Origin of the sequence: Nocardia sp. NPDC052316 (assembly GCF_044547795.1) — a bacterium.
In the GTDB taxonomy this organism is placed as follows: Bacteria; Actinomycetota; Actinomycetes; order Mycobacteriales; family Mycobacteriaceae; genus Nocardia.
The window spans coordinates 842,251-865,366 of record NZ_JBIUBB010000006.1; the positions used below are offsets into that span (position 1 = coordinate 842,251).

Here is a 23,116-nt window from a genome sequence, read left to right on the forward strand (position 1 = left end):
ACATGGTGAACCCTTTTGGGCCCGCTGCCAAGGCGACGGGGCGGGAAATTCGCTAGTTGGATGCCGGACCGTTACCCCATGGTCGATCAGGGGGTGTATTGAACCGTCCAGTACGTCTGTCTCATTCGGGCGGGCTCGTGGACCAGCGGGCTTGCTCGCCACCGGTGTCGAAGTCCCCTGCGGCGTGTCGGAATTCCGCCAGTAACTGCAGCAGCGTGTGCAGCCGATCCGGCGCGAGGCCGGGAAGGGCGAAGACCTTCGTGTTGAGTTCCTCGGTCGCCTGCGCGACCAATTCCCTTCCGTCGGCGGTGATCTCGATCAGTGTTGCGCGCCGGTCGGTGGGGTGCGGCACGCGCTCGACCAGCTTCGCCGCCTCCAGCCGGTCCACCGTGTTGGTCACGCTGGTCGGGTGTACCTGCAGCCGGGCGCTGGCCTTGGCCATCGGCAGCGCACCGGTCTTGCTGAAGTTCAGCAGCATGAGCAGTTCGTACCGGGAGAAGGTCAAACCGGTTGGTTTCAGCGCCTCGTCCACCCTGGCCATCACGATTTGCTGGGCACGCACCAGCGAGGTCACCGCGGCCATGCCGTCGGCCACATCCCCCCAGCCGTGGTCGACCCACTGGCGATGGGCCTCCTCGATCGGGTCGAGCGGAAGCGGGCGTGGCCGAGACATGCTCCGATCATTCCATGCGTGCTGGGAATCGGGCCGCATGCTCGGAATCGAGGCCGGTGCTGCGAATCGGGCCAGCCCGATTTCGGATCGACGTCGGGTGCCCGCTGCTTCGAATCAGACTGAGCGCAACGGTGTGTCCGGGAGCTCGCGCACGGCACTATCAATCGTGAGGCGGGCGTGGCTGAGTGGTTGAGGCAACGGTCTGCAAAGCCGTTTACGCGGGTTCAATTCCCGCCGCTCGCTCCATCGGGTTCGAGGGTCGCCTCAGGCGGCAACGCTCGGTTCGGCATATGCCACGGCCGAACCGAGCACCTCGAGCCGTACGCGCCGGCCCGCGGCCGGTGCCGCCACGCTGGCCCGGCGCACCCGTACCGCGTCACCGCGGCCGTCCAGTGCGATGGTGAGCATCACGTCGGCACCGCGGAACTCGACATCGCGGACCACCCCGCTGTCCGGCTCGCCCGTCGAAACCTCGTGGGCGACAAGCTGTTCCGGGCGAACCATGATGGTGACCCGGCCGGTCGGCGCCCCCTTCTGCACGGGAACCCGGCCGAGCACGCACTTCGCCACGTCGTCGTCCACCACCGCGTCGAGCAGCACGCAGTCACCGAGGAAGCGCGCGGTGAACAGGTCCTTCGGCGCGGCGTAGACCTCCTCCGGCGCGCCGACCTGAGTGAACCGGCCGTCGCGCATCACCGCGACCTGCTCGGCGAAGCACAGTGCCTCCTCCTGATCGTGGGTGACCAGGATGCTGGTCATGCCCGCCGCGCGCAGGGTGTCGGCGACGGCCTGCCTGGTGGTGGCGCGCAGGCCGGCATCGAGCGCGCTGAACGGCTCGTCCAGCAGCATCACCTCCGGCTTGCGGGCGAGGGCGCGGGCCAGCGCGACGCGCTGCTGCTGTCCGCCGGAGAGTTGGTGCGGGCGCCGCTCGGCGTAGGACGGATCCAGCGAGACCATGTCGAGGAGTTCGTCGACGCGGTGTTTTCCGTTGCGCCTGCCGTGGAAGCCGCCGCGCAGCCCGTAGGCGATGTTCTGGCCGACGGTCAGGTGCGGGAACAGCGCGCCGTCCTGGGCGACATAACCGATGTTGCGCCGCTGGGGCGGCACCGAGAACCGATCGCGGGCAACGGTTTCCGAGCCGATCGCGACCGATCCCGCGTCCGGCGCCTCGAACCCGGCGATCACCCGCAGCAGCGTGGTCTTGCCGCAGCCGGAGGAGCCGACCACCGCGGTCGAGGTCCGGTCCGGCACCGTGAGGGTGATCCCACCGAGCACCCGATGGTGACCGAACGTCTTCGACACCTCGGCAACGACAAGCTCACTCATACTCCGGCCGCCTTCCGCGATTGGGTGAACAGCAGATAGGTCACCGGCACCGCCGCGACGATCATGATCAGGGCGTAGGGCGCGGCGGCCGCGTAATCCAATTCGCCGGACAGCGACCAGAACCGCATGGCCAGCGTGCGAGTCCCGTTGGGCGCCAACAGCAATGTCGCGGTCAGTTCGGTCGCGACGGCGACGAAGACCAGCGCACCGGCGGCGGCCGCGGCGGGGGCGGTGAGCCGCAGGGTGATTCGGGCGAAGGTGACCGGACCGGACTTGCCGAGCGACCTGGAGACTTCTTCCAACCCGATCGGCACCTGCGCGAGCCCGGCCCGCACGCTGACCAGCGCGCGGGGCAGGAACAGCAGCACGTAGGCGGCGACCACCATGGTCGCGGTCTGGTAGAGCGGCGGAGCCCAGCGGATGGTCACCGTCACCATGGCCAGCGCGATGACGATGCCGGGCAGTGAACTGGTGATGTAGTTGGCCCCCTCCACCATTCGGGCGAATACCGAGGTGGAGCGCACCGCGATCCAGGCGACCGGGAAGGCGCACAGCGTGGTGAGCAGGGCGGCCACCGCGGCCAGCGCGATGGTCTGCCCGAGCGCCGCGCCGAGCTCGGCGAAGTCCCATACCTGCGCGCCGCCGATGCGCAGCCAGCGCCCGATGGTCCACAGCGGAACGCCGAGCGCACCGGCGGTCACCAGGGCGAGCGCGGCCAGCACCGGAATCGTGCTGGTACCGAGGCGGAACCGGGCGCTGGCGCGCGGTGCGCCGCTGCCGACTCTGGCGTAGCGGCTGCGCCCGCGCACCGCCGCCTCACCCGCCAGCAGCACCAGACAGCAGAGCACCAGTACACCCGCGAGCATGCTGCCCGCCGGGCCGGCGAAACTGGACTGGTACTGCTCGAAGATCGCGGTGGTGAAGGTGTCGAAGCGGACCATGACGAACGCGCCGTACTCGGCGAGCAGGTGCAGGGCGATCAGCAGCCCGCCGCCGAGAATGGCCAACCGCAACTGCGGCAACACGATTCGCGCGAACACCGCCACCGGCCCCGACCCGAGCGCCCGCGCGGATTCCTCCACCGCGGGATCGAGGCGGCGCAGTGTGGCCGCGGCGGGCAGATACACCAGCGGGAAGTACGACATGGTGGAGATGACCACCCCGGCCGACAGGCCGTGCATGGTGGGGAAGGCGCTGACCCAGGCGTAGCTGTTCACGAACGCGGGAACCGCGAGCGGTGCCGCGAAGAGCGGCCCCCACCAAGCCTTCCCTGGCACGTCGGTGCGTTCGACCACCCAGGCCAGGCCGACTCCGAGCACCACACAGATCGGTACGGTGCACACCACCAGGCCGGCCGTATTCCGCAGCAGCTCACCGACTCTCGGGCGGAACACCAGATCCGCGGCTTGGCCCAGCCCGGTAGAGAAGATCTCGGACACGATGTAGCCCAGCGGCACGAACGTCGCCGCCACCAGCAGCAGGGCGACGGTCGTGACGAAGGGTCCGGGTCGACCGACCCGGGACGAGGCGACAGCGGTCCGGACGGCCACGATTAGAGCAGGCCCGCCTCGGTCATCAGCGCGGTGACCTTCTTGGCGTCGAGCTTGGACGGATCAACGGGGGGCGCCTGCAGGTCCGCCAGCGGTGGCAGCGCCGGGTTGGCGGCCACGGCACTGGCCACCGGGTACTCCATCGAGTCGCCGTCGCGCAGCACCTCCTGGCCCGCCTTGCCGGTGATGAACGCCAGGAACTTCTGCGCCGACTCCTGCTTCTTGCTCGACTTCAGCACGCCACCACCGGAGATGCTGACGAAGGCGCCGGGGTCCTGCTTCTTGAAGTAGTGCAGCGCGGTGTGGCTGCTGCTCTCCTTGGTCTTGGCCTGGTCGCGGTACCAGTAGTAGTGGTAGATCACGCCGCCGTCCGGGTTGCCCGCGTCGACCGCCTTCATGGTGGCCACATTGTTCGGGAACGGCGTGGCGTTCTCCTTCATGCCCTTCAGCCAGGCGCGGGTCGCGTCCTCACCCTTCAGCGCGAGCAGGGCGGCCACGATGGCCTGGAAGTCGGCGCCCGAGACGCCCGCGCCCCAGCGGCCCTTCCACTGCGGCTGCGCGAGGTCGAGCAGCGAGGCGGGCAGCTGGTCGGCCGCCACCTTGTCCTTGTTGTAGACGAAAACCGTTGAGCGCGCGGCGACTCCGGTCCACTTGCCGGTGGACGGGCGGAACTGCGCGGGCACCTGATCCAACGTCGCCTTGTCCACGTCGGCGAACAGGCCCGCGTTCTCCACCAGTGCCATGGCGGGCGAATTCTCGGTGAGGAATACGTCGGCGGGTGACGCGGCGCCTTCGGCGACGAGCTGGTTGCCCAGCGCGGTATCACCGCCCTGCCGGAGCGTGACCTTGATGCCGGTCTCTTTGGTGAATGCGGCCACCCATTCCTTGGTGAGCGATTCGTGCTGGGCGTTGTAGACCGTGATCTCTTGCGTATCATCCGACGAATTCGAGCATGCCTGTAGGCCGAGCGCCGCTACCGTGACGGCCAGTACTCCGGAGATCGTTTTCCATCCGACAGGCATCGGTTCGGTCCTTCCGCTGGAATTCCTCATGTTGATGAGGCTTACCTAAGCAACATACCGCGTCCGACGTGCGCGGATGATATCGGTCCGGCCGCGGCGTTTCCGATATTTCCGGTCGGTCAGCGCAGGCCCGAGAAATCCCGCAGGACAAGGTGATTACGGTCGGCGGTGGTGCCGAGCGTGTAATCCGGGAGTAGGCCGAAGTATTCGGACCTGGTGGTCGCGCTCCAACGGCGGGCCGCCTCGGTGCGGGTTTTGTAGAAGTTCAGCATGTAACCGCCTTCGTACAGGCGGAGCAGGCTGTATCCGCCCGGATATTCCTTCACCGCGGCCACTTCCAGGAATTCGACGGCACACGCGGCGTCGGGACGAGTGCGGCGATTTCGGTGGGTATGTCCGCTGTGGTGCAGGAAAACGCCGGGGGAGCGGGTGTACAGCGCTTGGAGTTCGGCGCTGTCGCGGCCGTTGAGGACGAATCCCGGGCCCGCGAGATTGGTGAAGCCCGACTCGACGGTGACCGGGTGGTGGCCGAAGACCAGGGTGGGCCGGTCGGGGTCGGCGCGCAGTCGCTCGGCGAGCAGGTCGAATTGGGGGCGGTCGATGGTGCCGCCGGAGCCGTCGAGTTCGCTGGTGTCCAGGCCGAGTAGTCGCAGGCCGCCGGTCTCGTGCTCGATCAATTGCTGGCGGGGGATGAACGCCTCGGCCCAGCAGTCGTGGTGGTCGGCGGGTGCGGGCAGGCAGCTCGCGTAGGCCGGGCCGACATGGGGGCGATCGTGGTTGCCGCGCACGACGAAGTAGTCGGTTCCGAGTGTGCCCCAGGTGTCGAGGTGGGCGCGCACGTCGCGCGCGTCTTTCAGCGACGCCTCGTTGGTGAGGTCGCCCGCGATCAGAAGTCGCGCGGCGCCGCGGTCGGGTCGGCGCAGATCGTCGAGCACGGCGGCCAGCATCACCTCGGGGTACGGCGGGATGTCCTGACGCACGCCGGGTGGCACGTCGGCGATCAGCAGGCCGCTGACCTGCTCGCCGTAGTGCACGTCGTTGGCGAGGGCGAGGGTTTGCAGTGGGCGGCCCGGCGGTGGCACCAAGGTGGTGAATTCGCCGGTGGATTCGGGAGTTCCTGGGCTGAGGGTGGTCAGCGAGAGCGCGGGAATCGCGCGCACGCCACTGGACCACGCCTCGAAGCGGTAGGTGCGGCCGGGTTCGAGGCCGTCGATTTCGGCGTAGTGGAACGGTGTCGGCTGCGCGTCGGCGTGTACGGGGACCGGGGCGCGGGACGAATCAGCAGGGCCCAGACGAACTTCGGCGTCGGCGTCCACCGGCGTCAGTCGTCCGGCGGCATCGGGTGTGACCGTTGTCCAGGTGATGATCACCGATCGGTCGGTGATCGTGACCACTTCTAAGTCGGTGGCGATCAGCGGATGTGGTTGAGCCCGAGCCGAACTCGGGCGTGCTAACGGCAGCAGGGTCGCAAGAGCCATGGCACCGAGGACGGTTCGCCTGGACGGGCCGCAGCACGGCGCGCCTGCGTTCGGCTCGCTCACGACGCCATCCGGTCGGTGCTCGACTGCGTCATACGCGTGGCGCGCGATGTCTCGCGCAGGACCGCGCCGCGCGGGCGTGCGGTCTCGTCGTACGCGATGGACATCGCCTCACTCATCGGCGAGGCGCGGGGTCAATTCTTGGGCGAGCTCGCGGCGCAGACCTTCCACTTACCGTCTTCCTTCTTCAGGTGTTCGGTGGTGCTGGTGTCGGTGTCGGGGGCCTGACCCGGCACTTCCAGCGTGAGCGTGCCGAGAATGTGTGCGGTCGCGACCTCACCGTCGATCGCGATATTTTCGATCTTATCGATGTTCACCGCGACCGTCGCCGACTCGAACTCCTGCTTCTGCTCCTCGGGCAGCGCGTCGAACTCGGCTCGGTCGGCCGCGCACGCCTTGGCCGCGGCCGCGCGGAAGCCCTTGGACTCCAGCGTGTCGTAGAAGTCGCGAATGGCCACCTCGACCCGCTTCCCATCGGAGGCGAGCGGGCCCTTGCCCTGCGCCGTCAACACGGCGCCGAGCACCACCGCGCCGCCGAGTGCGAGCAATATCACCGCCGCCAGTGCGACGATCAGGCCGATCTTGCTTTTGCGTGAGGGTTGACCGCCGGCGGGCGGGCCCGGCGGCGGATATCCGGCCTGCGGGTAATCCGGCGGTGGCGGATAGGACGTGGGCTGCTCGGGCTGCGGTGGATACTGCGGTTCCTGCTGCGGCGGCTGCCCGCCCGGCGGATAAGTCATCGTCTCGCCTCCGTCAGCCCCCTTCGGCTTTCTCGAAGGTTACGGCAACCCTGTGTCCGGTCGCGCGGAAAGGGCGCTGACCGGCGCATCGACCCGTGTCGCGGCCTGTCGTTCGTGGCGGGCGCACTGTCCTGCGGATCCGGACAGCACGAAGGTCGAGCGGGCATTGCGTGTCCCGACGCCGGGCGAACCGTCGGCGGATCTATATTTGCCGGATAACCGCCCATATTTGTTCGTGCAGAGGGAGATTCGAATGCGCAGATTGATCGGCATGTCCGTTTTCGGGGTGGGTTTGCTGGCAATCGCGCAGGGCGCGGGAAGCGCCGGAGCCGACCCGGCACCTGCCGGGCATGGAGTGCTGCGGGTGCAGGCGGCAACCACCGGGGCTGAACCGGCCGCCGTCGCCGGCGTTCGGATCGGTGTCACCACGTGCGCCGCGGGGCCGATACTCACCACGCTGACCACCGGGCCAGACGGCACCGCGGCCGCCGATCTCGCACCCGGTTGCTATCTGGCGCAGTTCACCTCGGTTTCCGGCTGCGAACCGAAGAGCACGACCTCGGTCAAGGTGGACGTTATCCCGGACGCCACGCAGACGGCGGCCTTCCAATTCAGCTGCGCCTGAACGACATCGCGAACAAAACGGCGGACGGCATTACGCCCCTTCGACGGCGGTGCTATCGGGCCGGAGTCACCATTTCGTAGGATGTGCACCGCTCGAAGTGCGGGATACGGTCGCGACATGGCTTTTTCCGCGAATCCCGAGCATGATCGGCCTGCGTTGGTGGTCCGGACGGTCATAGTTTTCGTCGCGGTGACGGTCTGGTGGTTGCTGCTGTATCGCGGGGCGGACATGGTGTTCGGCGCGGAGTACAGCCGGGGCCGCCATGTGGCGATTGCGGTCGGCGCGACGCTCGGCACGGTGCCGTTGATCTATGTGGCGCGCCAATTCCTCGATCGTCGCCCTTGGTCCGGTTTGGAATTGTCGCCGGTCGGACGTGGGTGGCGCGCTTTTCTTTTCGGTGCCGCATGCTGGGGCATTCCCGCCTTCTTGTCCGCGGCCGTGATGATCTGGTTCGGCTGGGCCGAGCTCACCGTGCGCGCGCCGATACCGCAGACCTTGGTGGCGATGCTCGCACTCCTCGCCCTGGTGCTGCTGTACGAGGCTTTCCCCGAGGAACTCATCTTCCGCGGATATTTCTTCGCCAACCTGCGCGAACGTTGGCCGACCGCCGCCACCGTCCTCGGACAGGCGGCGCTGTTCACGGCATGGGGCGTGCTGATCGGCGCCGCGGGCTCCCTGGAGCGTGCCCTGTTCTTCTTCGCGTTCTCCGCCGTGCAGGGCGCACTTCGCGCCACCACCGGAAACCTCTGGGCCTGTATAGGATTTCACGCCGCCTTCCAGCTGACCACCCAGTTCCTCGCCGGCAAATGGGACTACCTGGATCTCGACGATCCCGACAGAGCGATCATCGAATTGGCATTCGTTGTCATCCCCTTTACGAGCACCGCACTCGTGCTCTGGCTGCGCGCGCGCAAACAACGGCAGAGCTGATCGGCTCAGCCGATCGTCCGGCCTGCGAAGGCGGCGAGCCGGTCCAGTGCGGACGCGGTGTCGTCGACGGGTTGTGCCTCGGCGAACTGAGTGCCCCGTGGCCGGAGGGCGAGTTGCTGCTGAATGAAAGTCAGGGATCGTTCGGCGAATTCGTCGGGTAACGCGACCGGGATCCCGGTGGCCTGCGTGAGGTCCCAGCCATGGGTGATCAGGTCGGCCAATCGAAGTTGTAATTGTTCGGCCAGCGGACCGGACTCGGTTCGCTCGCGCACCCCGGTGCGGTCGAGCGCGTTCAGCAACGACGCCGCCGAGCCGCGGTAAGCCCCGATCGGGTTGTCACCGAGCAGGTCCGCGCCGCGCTGGGGCAGCGGGCCGTTCTCCAGCTGGGCGGTGAAGCTCAGGTTGACCGTCACCAGATGCTCCACCACGTCCCGCACATTCCACTCGCTGCACGGCGTCGGCGCCGCCCACTGCTCGGGCCGCACCTCGGCGAGTAGATCGGCGACGGCGGCGAAGGCCCGCCCGAGATCCTCGATAGCAGCGGTCACTCGCCGAGATTACGACGTGTCGTGCGCGGCTGTCGCGGTTTCGGCTTCCCTCGCGATCGGTTCCCCGCCGCGGCAGCTTCGACACCAATAACGGGTGCCCCGAGTTCGGACCCGTTTCGCTGAAAAATCAAGATGCACTTGATGCTTCGAAAAGTAAGGCCCCTGCCAGCGAAGTGCTGATCAGGGGCCTTACTCGGTGGTGCCCTCGGCAGGATTCGAACCTGCGGCCTTCTGCTCCGGAGGCAGACGCTCTATCCCCTGAGCTACGAGGGCGGGATAGGTGTCGGTCGGCGGCTGGGGCCGCCGATCGGGCGGGGAAAGCGTATCGCATCGGGTGCTGTTGGCCAAAAAGGGTGTTCGAGGGCGGGTCAGCTTTGCGGGAGGGGGGTGGCGCCGCGGGCGGTGAGCATGGTGGTGATGAGTTGGGCCTCGCCGCGCTGGGTTTGGTCCATGGTCTCGGCGAGGGTGCGCACGGCGGTGGTTTCGGCGTGCTCGGCGGCGTATCGGATCATCGGGAGACCACCCTGGTGGTGGCGCAGCATGAGCTGCAGGAAGAGGGTGTCGAGCTCGGGGCCGGTGGCTTGGCGGAGTGCGGCGAGATCGGCGGGGGTGGCCATGCCGGGCATGGTCGGCATGGGGCCGGTCGCGGTCTGGGTGGCGCCGTTGTGTCCGTGGCCGGTCGGCTGCTCGTGCATCCAGCCCATGTAGCCGTCGATGCTCTGCGCGGGTTCGCCCCACAGCTGGAGCCAGCCCTGCATGCGACCGACCTGGTTCTGCTGGGTGGTCATGATGTCGTAGGCGAGGCGGCGCACGTCGGTGTCGGCGGAGCGGACCAGCACGACGCCTGCCATCTCGACGGCCTGTGCGTGGTGGGCCGACATGTCCTGGTTGAAGCCGACGTCGACGGTGCCGGGGTCCGGTTCGGACGCGCCGTCGAGCGGCAGCCGGATCAAGGTGCCGAGGGCGACGCCGATCAGGATGGCCCCGATCAGGCCGAGGACGAGCAGTGCGGTGCGCTGGCGACGGACCTGCGCACCGAGGCCGGACTCGGTGGAGTCCGGCTCGACATCGGCGGCCACTAGCGCCCTGCCCCCGGAGCGGGCTGACCCGGTGCGGGCTGACCCGGTGCGGGCTGACCCGGCACCGGTCGCGGCTGTCCGGGCACCGGCGCGCCGGGCAGACCCGGCAGTCCGGGAACGCCGGGCACGCCAGGCAACCCGCCCGGCATCTCCGACGGGTCCGGCTGCAATCCCTTGCCGTCCATCGGCACCGCGTCCGGTCCGGGCGGCGTCGGGTCGAACGGCGGCGGATTGTCGGTGTCGAACGCGATGGTCGAGCAGTCCGCGCCGACCTCCGGGTAGGTGTAGTTGTTCAGGCGCAGTGCCGTGATGAACTGGCCGACGCGCTTGTCCTGCGCGCTGTCCAGCTTGAGCTGATGTCCCCAGGACTGCAGCGATACGGGGGTGTCCAAGCCGGGGTACGGCGACATCATCGAGTACGGCTTGCCCTGCACCTTGCTCTTCAGCGAGTCCAGACCGGCGGCGTCCACCTTGTCCGGGTTGTAGGTGATCCACACCGCGCCGTGTTCGAGGGAGTGCACCGCGTTCTCCATCCGGATCGGCTTGTCGTAGACGACGCCGGTGCAGGTGGCCCAGGAGGCGTCGTGCGGTCCGCCGAACGCGGGGCTCTGGTCGTAGGCGACCCGCTGGTTCGGGCCGATGTGCAGCCCGGCCGGGTACTCCTTCTTGACCACGCCCTCGATCGAGTCCGAGGGGTCCTTGCGCTCCGCGCTGGGTGTGTACTTCTCCAGGCTGGCCTTCTCCTGGTACTTGGGTACCAGGCTGTAGGCGAGCGCACCGATCAGTGCGATGATGACTACGGCCGCGCCGATGGCCAACCAGGGGATCTGACGATTTTTCTTGGGAAGTTGTCCTCGGCCGCCCCCTTTACGGGAGCCGGATAACTTGGCGGCGGCTTTGGCCGATTTGGCGCTGGGACTGCTCGGCATCGCTCGTTGTGCTCTCTCGACGTGATGGATCCGCGGGCTGCTGTGGGTTGCGGACGGTTCCGGCGCAGTGCCCACTCGAGGTGTACACCCGCCAAGACCATAGGATAGAGACTCGTGACTCCAGCTGACCTTGCAGATCTCCTTCGCGCCACTGCGGCGAAGGTGCTTGTCGAACGCGGACTGGACCCCGCGGTACTCCCCGACGAGGTCACTGTCGAGCGCCCCCGCAACCCTGAACACGGTGACTATGCCACGAATGTGGCGATGAAGGTCGCGAAAAAGGCAGGTACGAATCCGCGAGATCTGGCGACCTGGCTCGCCGACGCGCTGAGCTCCACCGATGAGGTGGCCTCCGCCGAGGTCGCGGGTCCCGGCTTCCTGAATATCCGGCTGGCCGCGTCCGCGCAGGGCGCGATCGTCGAGCAGGTGCTCGCCGCCGGGACTTCGTACGGCAGCTCGGAGCTGCTGAAGGGCCGCCGAATCAACCTCGAGTTCGTCTCGGCCAACCCGACCGGTCCGGTGCATCTCGGCGGCACCAGGTGGGCCGCGGTCGGCGACGCGCTGGGCCGGATCCTGGCGAGCCAGGGTGCTGAGGTGGTGCGCGAGTACTACTTCAACGATCACGGCGCGCAGATCGAGCGGTTCGCCAGGTCACTGGTCGCGGCGGCCACCGGTGCGCCGACCCCGGACGACGGCTACGCGGGCGCCTACATCGGCGAGATCGCGAGCACGATCGTGGCCGCGCACCCGGAGGCGCTGTCGCTGCCGGAGGAGCAGCGCCAGGAGCTGTTCCGCGCCGAGGGCGTCGAGCTGATGTTCGCCCAGATTCGGCAGTCGCTGCACGAGTTCGGCACGGACTTCGATGTCTTCTTCAATGAGAGCTCGCTGTTCGAGTCCGGCGCGGTCGAGCAGGCCGTGGCGAAGCTGACCGAATCCGGTGATCTTTATCAAAAAGACGGCGCCTGGTGGATCGCCAGTTCCGAATACGGTGACGATCAGGATCGCGTTGTCATCAAAAGCGACGGCAAGCCCGCTTATGTCGCCGGCGATATCGCCTACTTCCAGAACAAGCGGGCCCGCGGTTTCGATCTCTGCATTTACATGCTCGGCGCCGACCACCACGGCTATATCGGTCGGTTGAAGGCGATCGCGTCGGTCTCCGGCGAAGATCCGGCGACCGTCGAGGTGTTGATCGGGCAGATGGTGAATCTGCTCAAAGACGGTGTCGCCGTGAAAATGAGCAAGCGCGCGGGCACCGTGGTCACCCTCGAGGATCTGGTCGAGGCGATCGGCGTCGATGCCGGTCGGTACGTGCTGGTGCGCTCCTCGGTGAACTCCAGCATCGACATCGACCTGGACCTGTGGACCAGCCAGAGCAGCGAGAACCCGGTCTACTACGTGCAATACGCGCACGCGCGGACCGCGTCGATCGCGCGCAATGCCGCCGAGTTCGAATACGACAAGGTGACCCCGGATCTCGCGCTGCTGACCTCGGACGAGGAGGGCGAACTCATCCGCACCCTCGGCGAGTACCCGCGCGTGGTGACCAGCGCCGCGAGCCTGCGCGAGCCGCACCGGGTCGCGCGCTACCTGGAGGAGCTGGCCGGTACCTACCACCGCTTCCAGACCAACAAGAACCTGCGCGTGCTGCCCCTGGGGGACGAGCCCGTCAGCCCCACCAACGCCGCCCGGCTGGTGCTGGTCAACGCGACCCGTCAGGTCCTCGCGAACGGCCTCGCCCTGCTCGGCGTCAGCGCACCGGAGCGCATGTGAACGGGCACAACGACTTTCAGACGAGCGCCAGGAGGGAAGACCTATCATGAGTGCGCACCCCGCCGGGCCTCGCCATGCCGAGATCCCACACGCCCCCAATCTGCCGGAGCGCCCGCGCGATCCGCAGCAGATGATCGATCTGCCCGCGAACGTCTGGCCGCGCAACGCCTCCCGCGACGACGACGGCGTGGTGCGGCTGGCCGGTGTGCCGGTGCACGAGCTGGCCGCCGAGTTCGGTACCCCGCTGTTCGTGGTCGACGAGGACGACTTCCGTTCGCGCTGCCGCGACATGGTGCGCGCGTTCGGCACCAACGCGCGAGTTCACTACGCGTCCAAGGCTTTCCTGTGCGGCGAGATCGCCCGCTGGATCCGTGACGAGGGCCTGTCGCTGGACGTCTGCTCCGGTGGCGAGCTCGCGGTAGCGCTGCACGCGGGCTTCCCCGCTGAGCGAATCGCTTTGCACGGCAACAACAAATCGGCGACCGAACTGGAGGCCGCGGTGGCCGCCGGTGTCGGCCACGTGGTGGTCGACTCGCTGATCGAGATCGAGCGTCTCGAGGCCATCGCGGGCCGCGCCGGGGTGGTGCAGGACGTGCTGGTCCGGGTCACCGTCGGCGTGGAAGCTCATACGCACGAATACATTTCGACCGCGCACGAGGATCAGAAGTTCGGTTTCTCGATCGCGGGCGGCGACGCCATGGAGGCGCTGGCTCGCGTCTTCGACGCCGACAACCTGCGCCTGGTCGGGCTGCACAGCCACATCGGTTCGCAGATCTTCGAGATCGACGGCTTCGAGATCGCCGCGCGCCGCATGCTGCGGTTGCTGCACGACGCCGTGGACAAGTTCGGTGTCGACCGCACCTCGCAGATCTCGACGCTGGATCTCGGTGGCGGGCTTGGCATTTCGTACTTGCCGAGCGATGACCCGCCGCCGCTGGACGATTTCGCCGCGAAGGTGCTCGACCTGGTCGCCGCCGAGGCGGTGGCCATCGGCCTGCCGCAGCCGAAGATCGCGGTGGAGCCGGGGCGCGCCATCGCCGGGCCGGGCACGGTCACCCTGTACGAGGTCGGCACCATCAAGGATGTCTCGCTCGACGGCGGCCTGCGCAGGCGCTACATCAGCGTCGACGGTGGCATGAGCGACAACATCCGTCCGGCGCTGTACCAGGCCGACTACGACTGCCGCCTGGTCTCCCGCTCCTCCGAGGCCGCGCCCGTGGTCGCCCGGGTCGTCGGAAAGCATTGCGAGAGCGGCGATATCGTCATCCGCGACACCTGGATGCCCGCCGACGTCGGCCCCGGCGATCTGGTCGCCGTCGCCGCGACCGGCGCGTACTGCTACTCGATGTCCAGCCGATACAACCAGCTGACCCGCCCTGCGGTCGTCGCGGTGCGTGACGGACAACCGCGACTCATTCTGCGCCGGGAAACGGTGGCGGACCTGCTCAGCTTGGAGGTGCAATGAACGCTGTATCGCATAGCGATTCCATCGAGGGTGGTGGGCCTGGTCTCGCGCAGAACACCTGGGGGCGCGATCAGCCGATCGGCGTCGCGGTCCTCGGCATGGGCAACGTGGGCACCGAGGTCGTGCGGATTCTGCGTGATCACTCCGACGACCTGCGCTCGCGCGTCGGTGCGCCGGTGGTGCTGCGCGGCGTCGCCGTCCGCAATCTCGACAACGACCGCGGCCTGCCCGCGCACCTGCTGACCACCGACGCCGACGCCCTGGTCGCCCGCGACGACGTCGACATCGTGGTCGAGGTGATCGGCGGCATCGACCCGCCGCGCCGGCTCATCCTGGCCGCGCTGAACGCGGGCAAATCCGTGGTGACCGCGAACAAGGCACTGCTGGCCGACTACACCGGCGAACTCGCCGCGGCCGCCGAACGCAACCGCGCCGATCTCTACTTCGAGGCCGCGGTCGCGGGTGCCATTCCGGTGGTCCGCCCGCTGATCCAGTCGCTGGCCGGTGACCGCGTCAACCGGGTCGTCGGCATCGTCAACGGCACCACCAACTTCATCCTCTCCGCGATGGACGAGACCGGCGCCGACTACGAGGTCACCCTGAAAGAGGCCACCCGCCTCGGCTACGCGGAGGCCGACCCGACCGCCGACGTGGAGGGCTACGACGCCGCCGCCAAGGCCGCCATCCTGGCCTCGCTCGCGTTCCACACCAGGGTGACCGCCGCCGACGTCTTCCGCGAGGGCATCTCCAAGATCAGCGCCGAGGATCTGGAGACCGCGTCTGCGCTGAACTGCACGGTCAAGCTGCTCGCCATCTGCGAGCGGGTGGCCGCCGGGCCGGGCGAGCCCACCGTGGCCGAAGGCGGTAAAGAGCGAGTTTCGGTGCGCGTCTACCCGGCGCTCGTGCCGCGCAAGCACCCGCTGGCCGCCGTGAGCGGCGCCTTCAACGCGGTCGTCGTCGAGGCGGAGAACGCGGGCAGGCTGATGTTCTACGGACAGGGCGCGGGCGGCGCACCGACCGCCTCCGCGGTGCTCGGCGATCTGGTGATGGCCGCGCGCAACAAGTTCTACGGTGGTCGCGCTCCAGGCGAATCGGTTTATGCTGAGCTACCGATCGCACCGATCGGCGATACACCCACCCGCTACCACGTGAACCTGCAGGTAGCGGACCGCCCAGGCGTCCTGGCCGCGGTGGCGGGTGAGTTCGCCAAGCACGGGGTGAGCATTTCGACCGTCCGCCAAGAGGGGCACGGCACGGGTGCTCGCTTGGTCGTGGTTACCCACCACGCCGTGGAATCAGCGCTCGCAGACACCGTGGCCGCTTTGGCGGAAATGGAATCTGTCACCTCGATCACAAGCGTTCTGAGATTGGAAGGCACCGAAGAATGAGTACGACTGGCGTGGCGCCGCAGGCAGGAGTGCACTCCCGCTGGCCTGGTCTGATCGCGGCGTACCGCGATCGGATCGCGGGCGCGGCGGAGTGGGAGCCGGTCACCCTCTACGAGGGCGGTACGCCGCTGGTGCCCGCGCCGCATCTGTCCGAATTGACCGGATGTGACGTATATCTCAAGGTCGAAGGGCTGAACCCGACCGGCTCGTTCAAGGACCGCGGCATGACGGTGGCGATCACCGACGCCAAGTACCAGGGCCAGCGGGCGGTGCTGTGCGCCTCCACCGGCAACACCTCGGCATCCGCCGCGGCCTACGCGACCAGGGCAGGCATGACCTGTGCCGTACTGATCCCGCAGGGCAAGATCGCCATGGGCAAGCTGGCGCAGGCGGTCATGCTCGGCGCCAAGATCATTCAGGTGGACGGCAACTTCGACGACTGCCTCGAGCTGGCGCGCAAGGTGACCTCGGACTTCCCGAGCATCGGCCTGGTGAACTCGGTGAACCCGGCCCGTATCGAGGGGCAGAAGACCGCGTCGTTCGAGATCTGCGATGTGCTCGGCAAGGCGCCCGACGTGCACGCGCTGCCGGTGGGCAATGCGGGCAACATCACCGCGTACTGGCGCGGCTATCGCGAGTACTACGCCGACGGCATCACCACTCAGCTGCCGCGCATGCTCGGCGTGCAGGCCGCGGGGGCCGCGCCGCTGGTCAACGGCGCCCCGGTGAGCAACCCGGAGACCATCGCGACGGCCATCCGGATCGGCGCGCCCGCGTCCTGGAACGGCGCGATGGCGGCCAAGGAGGAGTCCGGTGGCGCCTTCCGTGCCGCCACCGACGACGAGATCCTGGAGGCATACCGCCTGGTCGCGGCGACCGAGGGCGTGTTCGTCGAGCCCGCGTCGGCGGCCAGCGTGGCGGGTCTGCTCGCCGCGCACAAGGAGGGCTGGCTGGACTCCGGCCTGACCGTCGTGTGCACCGTCACCGGCAACGGACTCAAGGACCCGGATACCGCGCTGCTGGGAATGCCGCAGGTACAGGCCATTCCGGTCGACCCGGTCGCGGTCGCCGCCGAACTAGAGTTGGCCTGAGTTGGATTCGCGCGACGGCCAACTGTCGGTGCGGCCACGGGCCGCGAGCATGAGTCGCACGCTGCCCGCCGGTCTTTCGGTGACCGCGCGGGTGCCCGCGTCCAGCGCGAACCTCGGTCCCGGGTTCGATTCGCTCGGCATGGCATTGGGGATCTACGACGAGATCGACGTGCGCACTACCGATTCCGGGCTCAACATCCGGGTCGAGGGTGAGGGCGCCGGCGACGTTCCCTGGGGCCCTTCGCATCTCGTGGTGCGCGCGATCGAGCGCGGACTCGAGTCGGCGGGGGTCTGGGCGGACGGCCTCGAGGTGGTGTGCCGCAACGTGATTCCGCATTCACGCGGACTCGGCTCCTCGGCCTCGGCCGTGGTTGGCGGGCTGGCCGCCGGCTGCGCAATCGCGGCGAAGTTCGACCAGTCCTTGACCACCTCCGCCGACCAATTGGTGCAGCTCGCAGCGGAATTCGAAGGTCATCCGGACAACGCGGCGGCCAGCGTGCTCGGCGGCATCGTGGTGTCCTGGACCGAGACCGATCGCGCCGCCGACATCGGGCGCGACGGGGTGCCGGTGGCCGAGCATCACGGCCGGGTCTACCGGGCTGTTCGGCTGGACGCGCATCCGGCGCTGCGGCCGATCGTGCTCATTCCGGAAGAACGCTCCTCGACCGCGCACACCAGGGGTTTGCTGCCCGAGGTGGTGCCGCACGGCGACGCCGCGTTCAACGTCAGCCGGGCCGCGCTGGCGGTGGTCGCCCTGACCCAGCGGCCCGACCTGTTGCTGCCCGCGACCGCCGACCGGCTGCACCAGGCGCAGCGTGCGCCTGCCCTACCGCTGACCACCAGCTGGATTTCCCGGCTGCGGGCTGCGGGTATCGCGGCCACCGTCTCGGGCGCGGGTCCGACCGTACTGGCCCTCGGTACCAGCGAATTCCCTGCCGAACTCCGTGAACTCGCGGCGATGGACGGGTTGCGCGTGGTCGAACCAGGACTGGCCGATGGAGTACTGATCGACTGACGGCGCGTCTGGCTTGCCGAGATTCACAATGGGCAGCTATCCTGAGCGAGTCCGTACATCGTGCGCATCAGACGCCGGTGCTTCATCAGGGCAATCGCTCCAGCAGGCTCCAGGCTCGAGCCTCCAGGCCATGGGGGTGCTGCGTAGCTGCGCAACTGGAATGATCTCTCCCACCTCACACCACCGGTGGCGAAGCGGACGGACGCATCCGAGTCCGGCAGAATGCCCGGACTGCGGGACGAACCCTCGAAACAGCACACGGCAATCGGGGGAAGGAAAGGATTTCCGTGACAGATACGGACCTGCTCGCGACACCCGGGGTGGAATCCAACCCAGCATCTCCGGGGGACCGCGAAAGTGACTCCGGACAGATTTCGAAGATGAGCGAACAAACCGACGTCGCACGATCGGGGCTGACTGGAATGTTGTTGCCGCAGTTGCGCGCGCTCGCGGGGGAGCTCGGTATCCGAGGCACCTCCGGAATGCGCAAAGGCGATTTGATCGCCGCCATCAAGGAAAATCAGGCCGGAAAACCGGTAAAGGGTGAAAAGCCCGAAGGGGGACAGGCCAAGTCCGCGGTTTCCGCCAAGGCCGATACACCCGATAATTCGGAAGCGCGGGCCGCTCGGCCCGCGTCCGCCCGGGCAGAGCAGGGCACCCTCGACGTGGCGACCGCCCCGGCGAAGGAAACTCCGGTCGCCGAGGCAGCTGCCCCGGTCAAGGAATCCGCTCCCGCGAACTCGGCCCCGGCCGAGGCCCCCGCGTCCGGCCCGGCCGAGTCCACCGAGGATTCCGGCCGCGAGGCTGGTCAGCGCGGTCGTGGTCGGCAGCGGCGCGGCCGTGACCAGGCGCGATCCGGCGGCGGCGAGACCGCGACAGCCGATGCGCGTGGTGACGAGCCGAAGCAGGATGCCGATCAGGGCGAGCGGCGCCGTGAGCGCAACCAGTCGGGTGAGCGCAATCAGGGTGAGCGCAGCCAGTCCGGTGAGCGCGGTCAGTCGGGTGAGCGTAATCAGGGTGAGCGCGGCCAGTCGGGCGAGCGTGGTCAAGGTGAGCGCGGCCAGTCCGGTGAGCGCAACAACCAGAACGGCAACGGCGGCGGCAACGCAGGCGGCCGGAACAACGACCGCAACAACGCGCGCAACAACAACGACGACGACGAAGAAGGCGGTCGCGGCAGGCGGGGACGCCGATTCCGCGAGCGGCGTCGTGGTCGCGACCGCGAGCCGGGCACCGGTGGTGGTGAGGCACGCGAGCTCGAAATCCGCGAAGACGACGTGTTGCAGCCGGTCGCGGGCATCCTCGACGTGCTCGACAACTACGCCTTCGTCCGGACCTCCGGTTACCTGGCAGGCCCGAACGACGTCTACGTCTCGATGAACCTGGTCCGCAAGAACGGCCTGCGCCGCGGTGACGCGATCACCGGTGCGGTGCGCGCCCCGCGCGACGGCGAACAGAGCAACCAGCGCCAGAAGTTCGATCCGCTGGTGCGGCTGGACACGGTCAACGGTGGTGAGGTCGAGGCGGCCAAGCGGCGCCCCGAGTTCAGCAAGCTCACCCCGCTGTACCCGAATCAGCGGCTGCGGCTCGAGACTCAGCCCAACAAGCTGACCACCCGCGTCATCGACCTGATCATGCCGATCGGTAAGGGCCAGCGCGCCCTGATCGTCTCGCCGCCGAAGGCCGGTAAGACGACGATCATGCAGGACATCGCCAACGCCATCGCCATCAACAACCCCGAGGTCTACCTCATGGTCGTGCTGGTCGACGAGCGTCCGGAAGAGGTCACCGACATGCAGCGCTCGGTGAAGGGTGAGGTCATCGCCTCCACCTTCGACCGGCCGCCGTCGGACCACACCTCGGTCGCCGAGCTCGCCATCGAGCGCGCCAAGCGACTGGTGGAGATGGGCAAAGACGTTGTGGTGCTGCTCGACTCGATCACTCGATTGGGCCGCGCGTACAACAACTCCTCGCCGGCCTCGGGCCGAATCCTGTCCGGTGGTGTCGATTCCACCGCGCTGTACCCGCCCAAGCGGTTCCTCGGCGCGGCGCGCAACATCGAGAACGGTGGCTCGCTCACCATTATCGCGACCGCGATGGTGGAGACCGGTTCGACCGGTGACACCGTCATCTTCGAGGAATTCAAGGGCACCGGTAACGCGGAGCTCAAGCTGGACCGCAAGATCGCGGAACGGCGCGTGTTCCCCGCGGTGGACGTCAACCCGTCCGGTACTCGTAAGGATGAGCTACTGCTCAACCCCGACGAGGCCGCGGTGCTGCACAAGCTGCGCCGCGTACTGTCCGGCCTGGACTCGCACCAGGCGATCGATCTGCTGATCGACCGTTTGAAGAAGTCCAAGAACAACCTGGAGTTCCTGATGCAGGTCAGCAAGACCGCGCCGGGCGCTCTGGACGAGTAGGTTCGCCAGTTGTACCGCCGAAAGGGCCTCGCTGTCGCGGGGCCCTTTCGGCGTCTGCGGGCAGAAGAACACGAGCCCGATGATCGCCGCGCCGCTGATCAGGAAACCGAGAATGATCGCCGAGGTGCCCACCGCACTCCCCTCCGGAGCGGTGGTCGGAGCCTCGTAATAGACGGCGGTTCCCGGCGCGGCCGTGGTCGCGGTGTCCGGAAGGGCACACCAGCCGACGACGACAGCGAGAATCAAGAGACCGAAGATCGCTGACGCGACTCGGATGTTCACAAGTTCTCCCTTCGCTGGTCACCGCACGCCGGTGTGCCGAGGTCTCAAACTCTATGAACGAAACTGTTCGCATTCCTGAGTAGCCGACTACCCGTCTTCAGGCTTCCCGAGACAGCGGCAAAGTGCGTGCCCGGACTTCCTTGGGCGGTGGCGCCGGGGGGAGTACCTAGGGCGGGAACAAACCACTTGCCGGGGGCGTTTTGGGAGCGTAAGGACTGTTCTGGCATACTGAACGGTCGTTGCGTCTGCTCTGTTCGAGCAGACCTCCCGCCTAGTCGGTTCCGGTTCACGTTCCCGCGATTCCCGCGCGAGCGACCCGGCGACCAATATCGAGAGGACACCCATGAAGGCAGGAATCCACCCGACGTATGTCGACACCACGGTCGTCTGTGGTTGCGGCAATACCTTCCAGACTCGCAGCACCAAGGAGTCCGGACACATCAACGTCGAGGTCTGCTCGCAGTGCCACCCGTTCTACACGGGCAAGCAGAAGATCCTCGACACCGGCGGCCGCGTGGCCCGCTTCGAGGCTCGCTACGGCAAGCGTGCGGGCAAGAAGGCCGACGCGGACGACGCCGCAGCCAAGTAGCTTCCTCGCCGACGCCCGGTCCTGCTCAGCAGGCCGGGCGTCGGTGTTTTTGTATGGGGTCCTTTCGACAGGGAAATCGGAAAGAGGAAGCATCGTGACGCAACCGTCCGCGATCGACGACATTCTGGCCGAGCACGCCGGGCTGGAGACGCAGCTGTCCGATCCGGCGCTGCACGACGATCCCGGCGCCGCACGCCGGGTCGGTAAGCGATTCGCCGAGCTGGCGCCGATCATGGCGACCTACACCAAGCTGAAGTCCGCGCGCGAGGATCTCGCCGCCGCGCGGGAACTCGCCGCCGACGACGCGTCCTTCGCCGCCGAGGTGCCCGACCTGGAGCGTCAGGTCGCCGAGCTGGAGCAGACCCTCGCGGATCTGCTCGCTCCGCGCGACCCGCACGACGGCGACGATGTGGTGCTCGAGGTGAAATCCGGTGAGGGCGGCGAGGAATCGGCGCTGTTCGCCGCCGACCTGGCCCGCATGTACATCCGCTATGCCGAGCGGCACGGTTGGAAGGTCGAGGTCCTCGGCGTCACCGTGTCCGACCTGGGTGGGTACAAGGACGCGACGCTGTCGATCAAGAGCCGCGACGCCGCGCGCGACGGCGTCTGGTCACGCTTCAAGTTCGAGGGTGGCGTGCACCGGGTGCAGCGCGTCCCGGTGACCGAGTCGCAAGGCCGGATTCATACGTCGGCCGCCGGTGTGCTGATCTATCCGGAACCCGACGAGGTCGAAGCGGTGCAGATCGACGAAACCGACCTGCGCATCGACGTGTACCGGTCCTCGGGCAAGGGCGGCCAGGGCGTCAACACTACCGACTCCGCCGTCCGCATCACCCACCTGCCCTCCGGCATCGTGGTGACCTGCCAGAACGAGCGTTCCCAGCTGCAGAACAAGGCCCGCGCCATGCAGGTGCTCGCCGCGCGGCTGCAGGCGCTGGCCGAGGAGCAGGCCGATCAGGAAGCGGCGGCCGGGCGGGCCAGCCAGATTCGTACGGTGGACCGCTCCGAACGCATCCGCACCTACAACTTCCCGGAGAACCGGATCGCCGATCACCGCATCGGTTTCAAGGCGCACAACCTGGACGCCGTCCTGGACGGCGACATGGACGCCTTGCTCGACGCGCTCGGCAAGGCGGATCGGGAAGCCCGAATGGCAGCGGAGTAAAGGTCTTTCGGGAAGAGTCGAGGACATGACCATGACCCGGGTAGCGCTGCGCCCCGCCCTCAACGACGCCATCGAGACGCTGCGGGCGGCCGGGGTGCCCAGTCCGCGGGCCGACGCCGAGCAGCTGGCCGCGCACGTGCTCGGGGTCGAGCGCAGCAGGCTGATGATGGCACCGCTGCTCGGCCCCGACCAACTGGCCGAGTATCGCGCGCTGATCGACCGGCGCGCGCAGCGAATTCCGTTGCAACACTTGACCGGGACCGTGGCGATGGGCGAGATCGATCTCGCGGTCGGTCCCGGCGTCTTCGTGCCGCGCCCGGAGACGGAGCTGCTGTTCGCCTGGGCGCTCGCGCAACTCGAGGCGCTGCCGCACGATCACACGCCGATCGTCGTCGACCTGTGCACCGGCTCCGGCGCCCTGGCCCTGGCCATCGCGCACGCGCGCCCCGACGCCGATGTCCGTGCGGTGGAACTCGATCCGGGCGCACTGCACTGGGCCCGCCGCAACGCCGACCAGTGCATCGACAACGGCGACACCCCGATCACCCTGTACGCCGACGACGTCACCGATCCGACCCTGCTGGCCGAACTCGACGGCCGCGTGGACCTCGTGGTGGCCAACCCGCCCTACATTCCGGACGGCGCGACGCTGCATCCCGAAGTCGCCGATCATGATCCGCACCTGGCCCTGTTCGGCGGCCCCGATGGACTGGACGTCATCCGCGGCATGATTCCCACCATCACGCGTCTGCTGCGCAGCGGCGGCGCCACCGCGATCGAGCACGACGACGCCAACGGCTCGGACCTCGCGGCGCTGCTGGGCAAACAAGGCGAGTTCACCGACATCGTCGAGCATCCGGACCTCGCGGGAAAGCCGCGCTTCGTCGTCGCGACCAGAATCTGACGCGTTCCGCATCCAGCGCAGGGTGACCACCGGTTTCGCACGCATACGGGTAGCTCGTGGCGAA

The 23,116-nt window shown here is 68.0% G+C and carries 20 protein-coding genes and 2 tRNA genes; 12 read left to right on the forward strand and 10 right to left on the reverse strand.

Annotation, left to right across the window (positions count from 1 at the left end; all coding sequences use genetic code 11):
• Positions 1–121: 121 nt before the first annotated feature.
• Complete coding sequence (locus ACIHA7_RS31475) at positions 122–673, reverse strand: MarR family winged helix-turn-helix transcriptional regulator (protein ID WP_397294507.1); 552 nt, start codon at positions 671–673, stop codon at positions 122–124.
• A 171-nt stretch (positions 674–844) separates the two neighbouring features.
• Here ACIHA7_RS31475 and ACIHA7_RS31480 point away from each other — a divergent pair.
• Positions 845–919 (forward strand) — tRNA-Cys (locus ACIHA7_RS31480).
• An 18-nt stretch (positions 920–937) separates the two neighbouring features.
• Here ACIHA7_RS31480 and ACIHA7_RS31485 read toward each other — a convergent pair.
• The 5 genes from ACIHA7_RS31485 to ACIHA7_RS31505 all read right to left on the reverse strand — a co-directional run bounded on the left by ACIHA7_RS31485 (position 938) and on the right by ACIHA7_RS31505 (position 6,849).
• The gene (locus ACIHA7_RS31485; protein ID WP_397294508.1) at positions 938–1,999 is read right to left on the reverse strand and encodes an ABC transporter ATP-binding protein; all 1,062 of its coding nucleotides are present in this window, start codon (positions 1,997–1,999) and stop codon (positions 938–940) included.
• Positions 1,996–3,552, reverse strand: a complete 1,557-nt coding sequence (locus ACIHA7_RS31490; protein ID WP_397294586.1) for an ABC transporter permease — start codon at positions 3,550–3,552, stop codon at positions 1,996–1,998. Before ACIHA7_RS31490 ends, ACIHA7_RS31485 begins: the two co-directional genes overlap by 4 nt.
• A complete protein-coding gene (locus ACIHA7_RS31495) occupies positions 3,552–4,571 on the reverse strand; it encodes an iron ABC transporter substrate-binding protein (protein WP_397294509.1) in 1,020 nt (339 codons plus the stop codon). Before ACIHA7_RS31495 ends, ACIHA7_RS31490 begins: the two co-directional genes overlap by 1 nt.
• A 119-nt stretch (positions 4,572–4,690) precedes the next feature.
• On the reverse strand, positions 4,691–6,049 hold the full coding sequence (locus tag ACIHA7_RS31500; RefSeq protein WP_397294510.1) for a metallophosphoesterase: 1,359 nt from the start codon (positions 6,047–6,049) through the stop codon (positions 4,691–4,693).
• Between the two features lie 194 nt (positions 6,050–6,243).
• Entirely contained in the window at positions 6,244–6,849 is a 606-nt protein-coding gene (locus ACIHA7_RS31505; protein WP_397294511.1) for a hypothetical protein, read from the reverse strand.
• Positions 6,850–7,102: 253 nt separating this feature from the next.
• Here ACIHA7_RS31505 and ACIHA7_RS31510 point away from each other — a divergent pair, with 253 nt between their 5' ends.
• Together ACIHA7_RS31510 and ACIHA7_RS31515 are read left to right on the forward strand one after the other, a co-directional pair.
• Positions 7,103–7,474, forward strand: coding sequence for a hypothetical protein (locus tag ACIHA7_RS31510; RefSeq protein ID WP_397294512.1), 372 nt, complete (start codon positions 7,103–7,105; stop codon positions 7,472–7,474).
• 117 nt (positions 7,475–7,591) lie between these two features.
• On the forward strand, positions 7,592–8,404 hold the full coding sequence (locus ACIHA7_RS31515; protein WP_397294513.1) for a lysostaphin resistance A-like protein: 813 nt from the start codon (positions 7,592–7,594) through the stop codon (positions 8,402–8,404).
• Between the two features lie 5 nt (positions 8,405–8,409).
• On the opposite strand, the gene ACIHA7_RS31520 is transcribed toward ACIHA7_RS31515, so the two are convergent.
• The 4 genes from ACIHA7_RS31520 to ACIHA7_RS31535 form a co-directional block, all read right to left on the reverse strand.
• On the reverse strand, positions 8,410–8,952 hold the full coding sequence (locus tag ACIHA7_RS31520; protein WP_397294514.1) for a TIGR03086 family metal-binding protein: 543 nt from the start codon (positions 8,950–8,952) through the stop codon (positions 8,410–8,412).
• A gap of 197 nt (positions 8,953–9,149) precedes the next feature.
• Positions 9,150–9,225: transfer RNA gene (locus tag ACIHA7_RS31525), tRNA-Arg, on the reverse strand.
• Between the two features lie 95 nt (positions 9,226–9,320).
• A complete protein-coding gene (locus ACIHA7_RS31530) occupies positions 9,321–10,031 on the reverse strand; it encodes a DUF305 domain-containing protein (protein WP_397294515.1) in 711 nt (236 codons plus the stop codon).
• Positions 10,031–10,960 carry a DUF3105 domain-containing protein gene (locus ACIHA7_RS31535; protein WP_397294516.1) on the reverse strand — a complete coding sequence of 310 codons (930 nt, stop codon included), beginning with the start codon at positions 10,958–10,960 and terminating at the stop codon, positions 10,031–10,033. Before ACIHA7_RS31535 ends, ACIHA7_RS31530 begins: the two co-directional genes overlap by 1 nt.
• Before the next feature lie 114 nt (positions 10,961–11,074).
• On the opposite strand from ACIHA7_RS31535, the gene argS reads away from it, so the two are divergent.
• From argS to prmC, 9 genes are all read left to right on the forward strand, one after another.
• The gene (gene argS, locus ACIHA7_RS31540) at positions 11,075–12,733 is read left to right on the forward strand and encodes an arginine--tRNA ligase (protein ID WP_397294517.1); all 1,659 of its coding nucleotides are present in this window, start codon (positions 11,075–11,077) and stop codon (positions 12,731–12,733) included.
• A gap of 46 nt (positions 12,734–12,779) precedes the next feature.
• On the forward strand, positions 12,780–14,198 hold the full coding sequence (gene lysA / locus ACIHA7_RS31545) for a diaminopimelate decarboxylase (RefSeq protein ID WP_397294518.1): 1,419 nt from the start codon (positions 12,780–12,782) through the stop codon (positions 14,196–14,198).
• Positions 14,195–15,586: a homoserine dehydrogenase gene (locus ACIHA7_RS31550; protein WP_397294519.1), complete on the forward strand. Its 1,392-nt coding sequence runs from the start codon at positions 14,195–14,197 to the stop codon at positions 15,584–15,586. The genes lysA and ACIHA7_RS31550 overlap by 4 nt, the downstream gene beginning before the upstream one ends.
• Positions 15,583–16,677 (forward strand): threonine synthase, encoded by a 1,095-nt coding sequence (thrC, locus tag ACIHA7_RS31555; RefSeq protein WP_397294520.1) that lies wholly within the window; start codon positions 15,583–15,585, stop codon positions 16,675–16,677. Before ACIHA7_RS31550 ends, thrC begins: the two co-directional genes overlap by 4 nt.
• 49 nt (positions 16,678–16,726) lie before the next feature.
• Positions 16,727–17,692 (forward strand): homoserine kinase, encoded by a 966-nt coding sequence (thrB, locus tag ACIHA7_RS31560; protein WP_397294587.1) that lies wholly within the window; start codon positions 16,727–16,729, stop codon positions 17,690–17,692.
• A 287-nt stretch (positions 17,693–17,979) separates the two neighbouring features.
• On the forward strand, positions 17,980–20,112 hold the full coding sequence (gene rho / locus ACIHA7_RS31565; RefSeq protein WP_397294521.1) for a transcription termination factor Rho: 2,133 nt from the start codon (positions 17,980–17,982) through the stop codon (positions 20,110–20,112).
• Positions 20,113–20,737: 625 nt separating this feature from the next.
• A complete protein-coding gene (gene rpmE / locus ACIHA7_RS31570) occupies positions 20,738–20,983 on the forward strand; it encodes a 50S ribosomal protein L31 (protein ID WP_107654442.1) in 246 nt (81 codons plus the stop codon).
• Positions 20,984–21,077: 94 nt separating this feature from the next.
• Entirely contained in the window at positions 21,078–22,148 is a 1,071-nt protein-coding gene (gene prfA / locus ACIHA7_RS31575; RefSeq protein WP_397294522.1) for a peptide chain release factor 1, read from the forward strand.
• Positions 22,149–22,179: 31 nt separating this feature from the next.
• On the forward strand, positions 22,180–23,052 hold the full coding sequence (gene prmC, locus ACIHA7_RS31580) for a peptide chain release factor N(5)-glutamine methyltransferase (protein WP_397294589.1): 873 nt from the start codon (positions 22,180–22,182) through the stop codon (positions 23,050–23,052).
• The last annotated feature ends 64 nt before the right edge of the window (positions 23,053–23,116 follow it).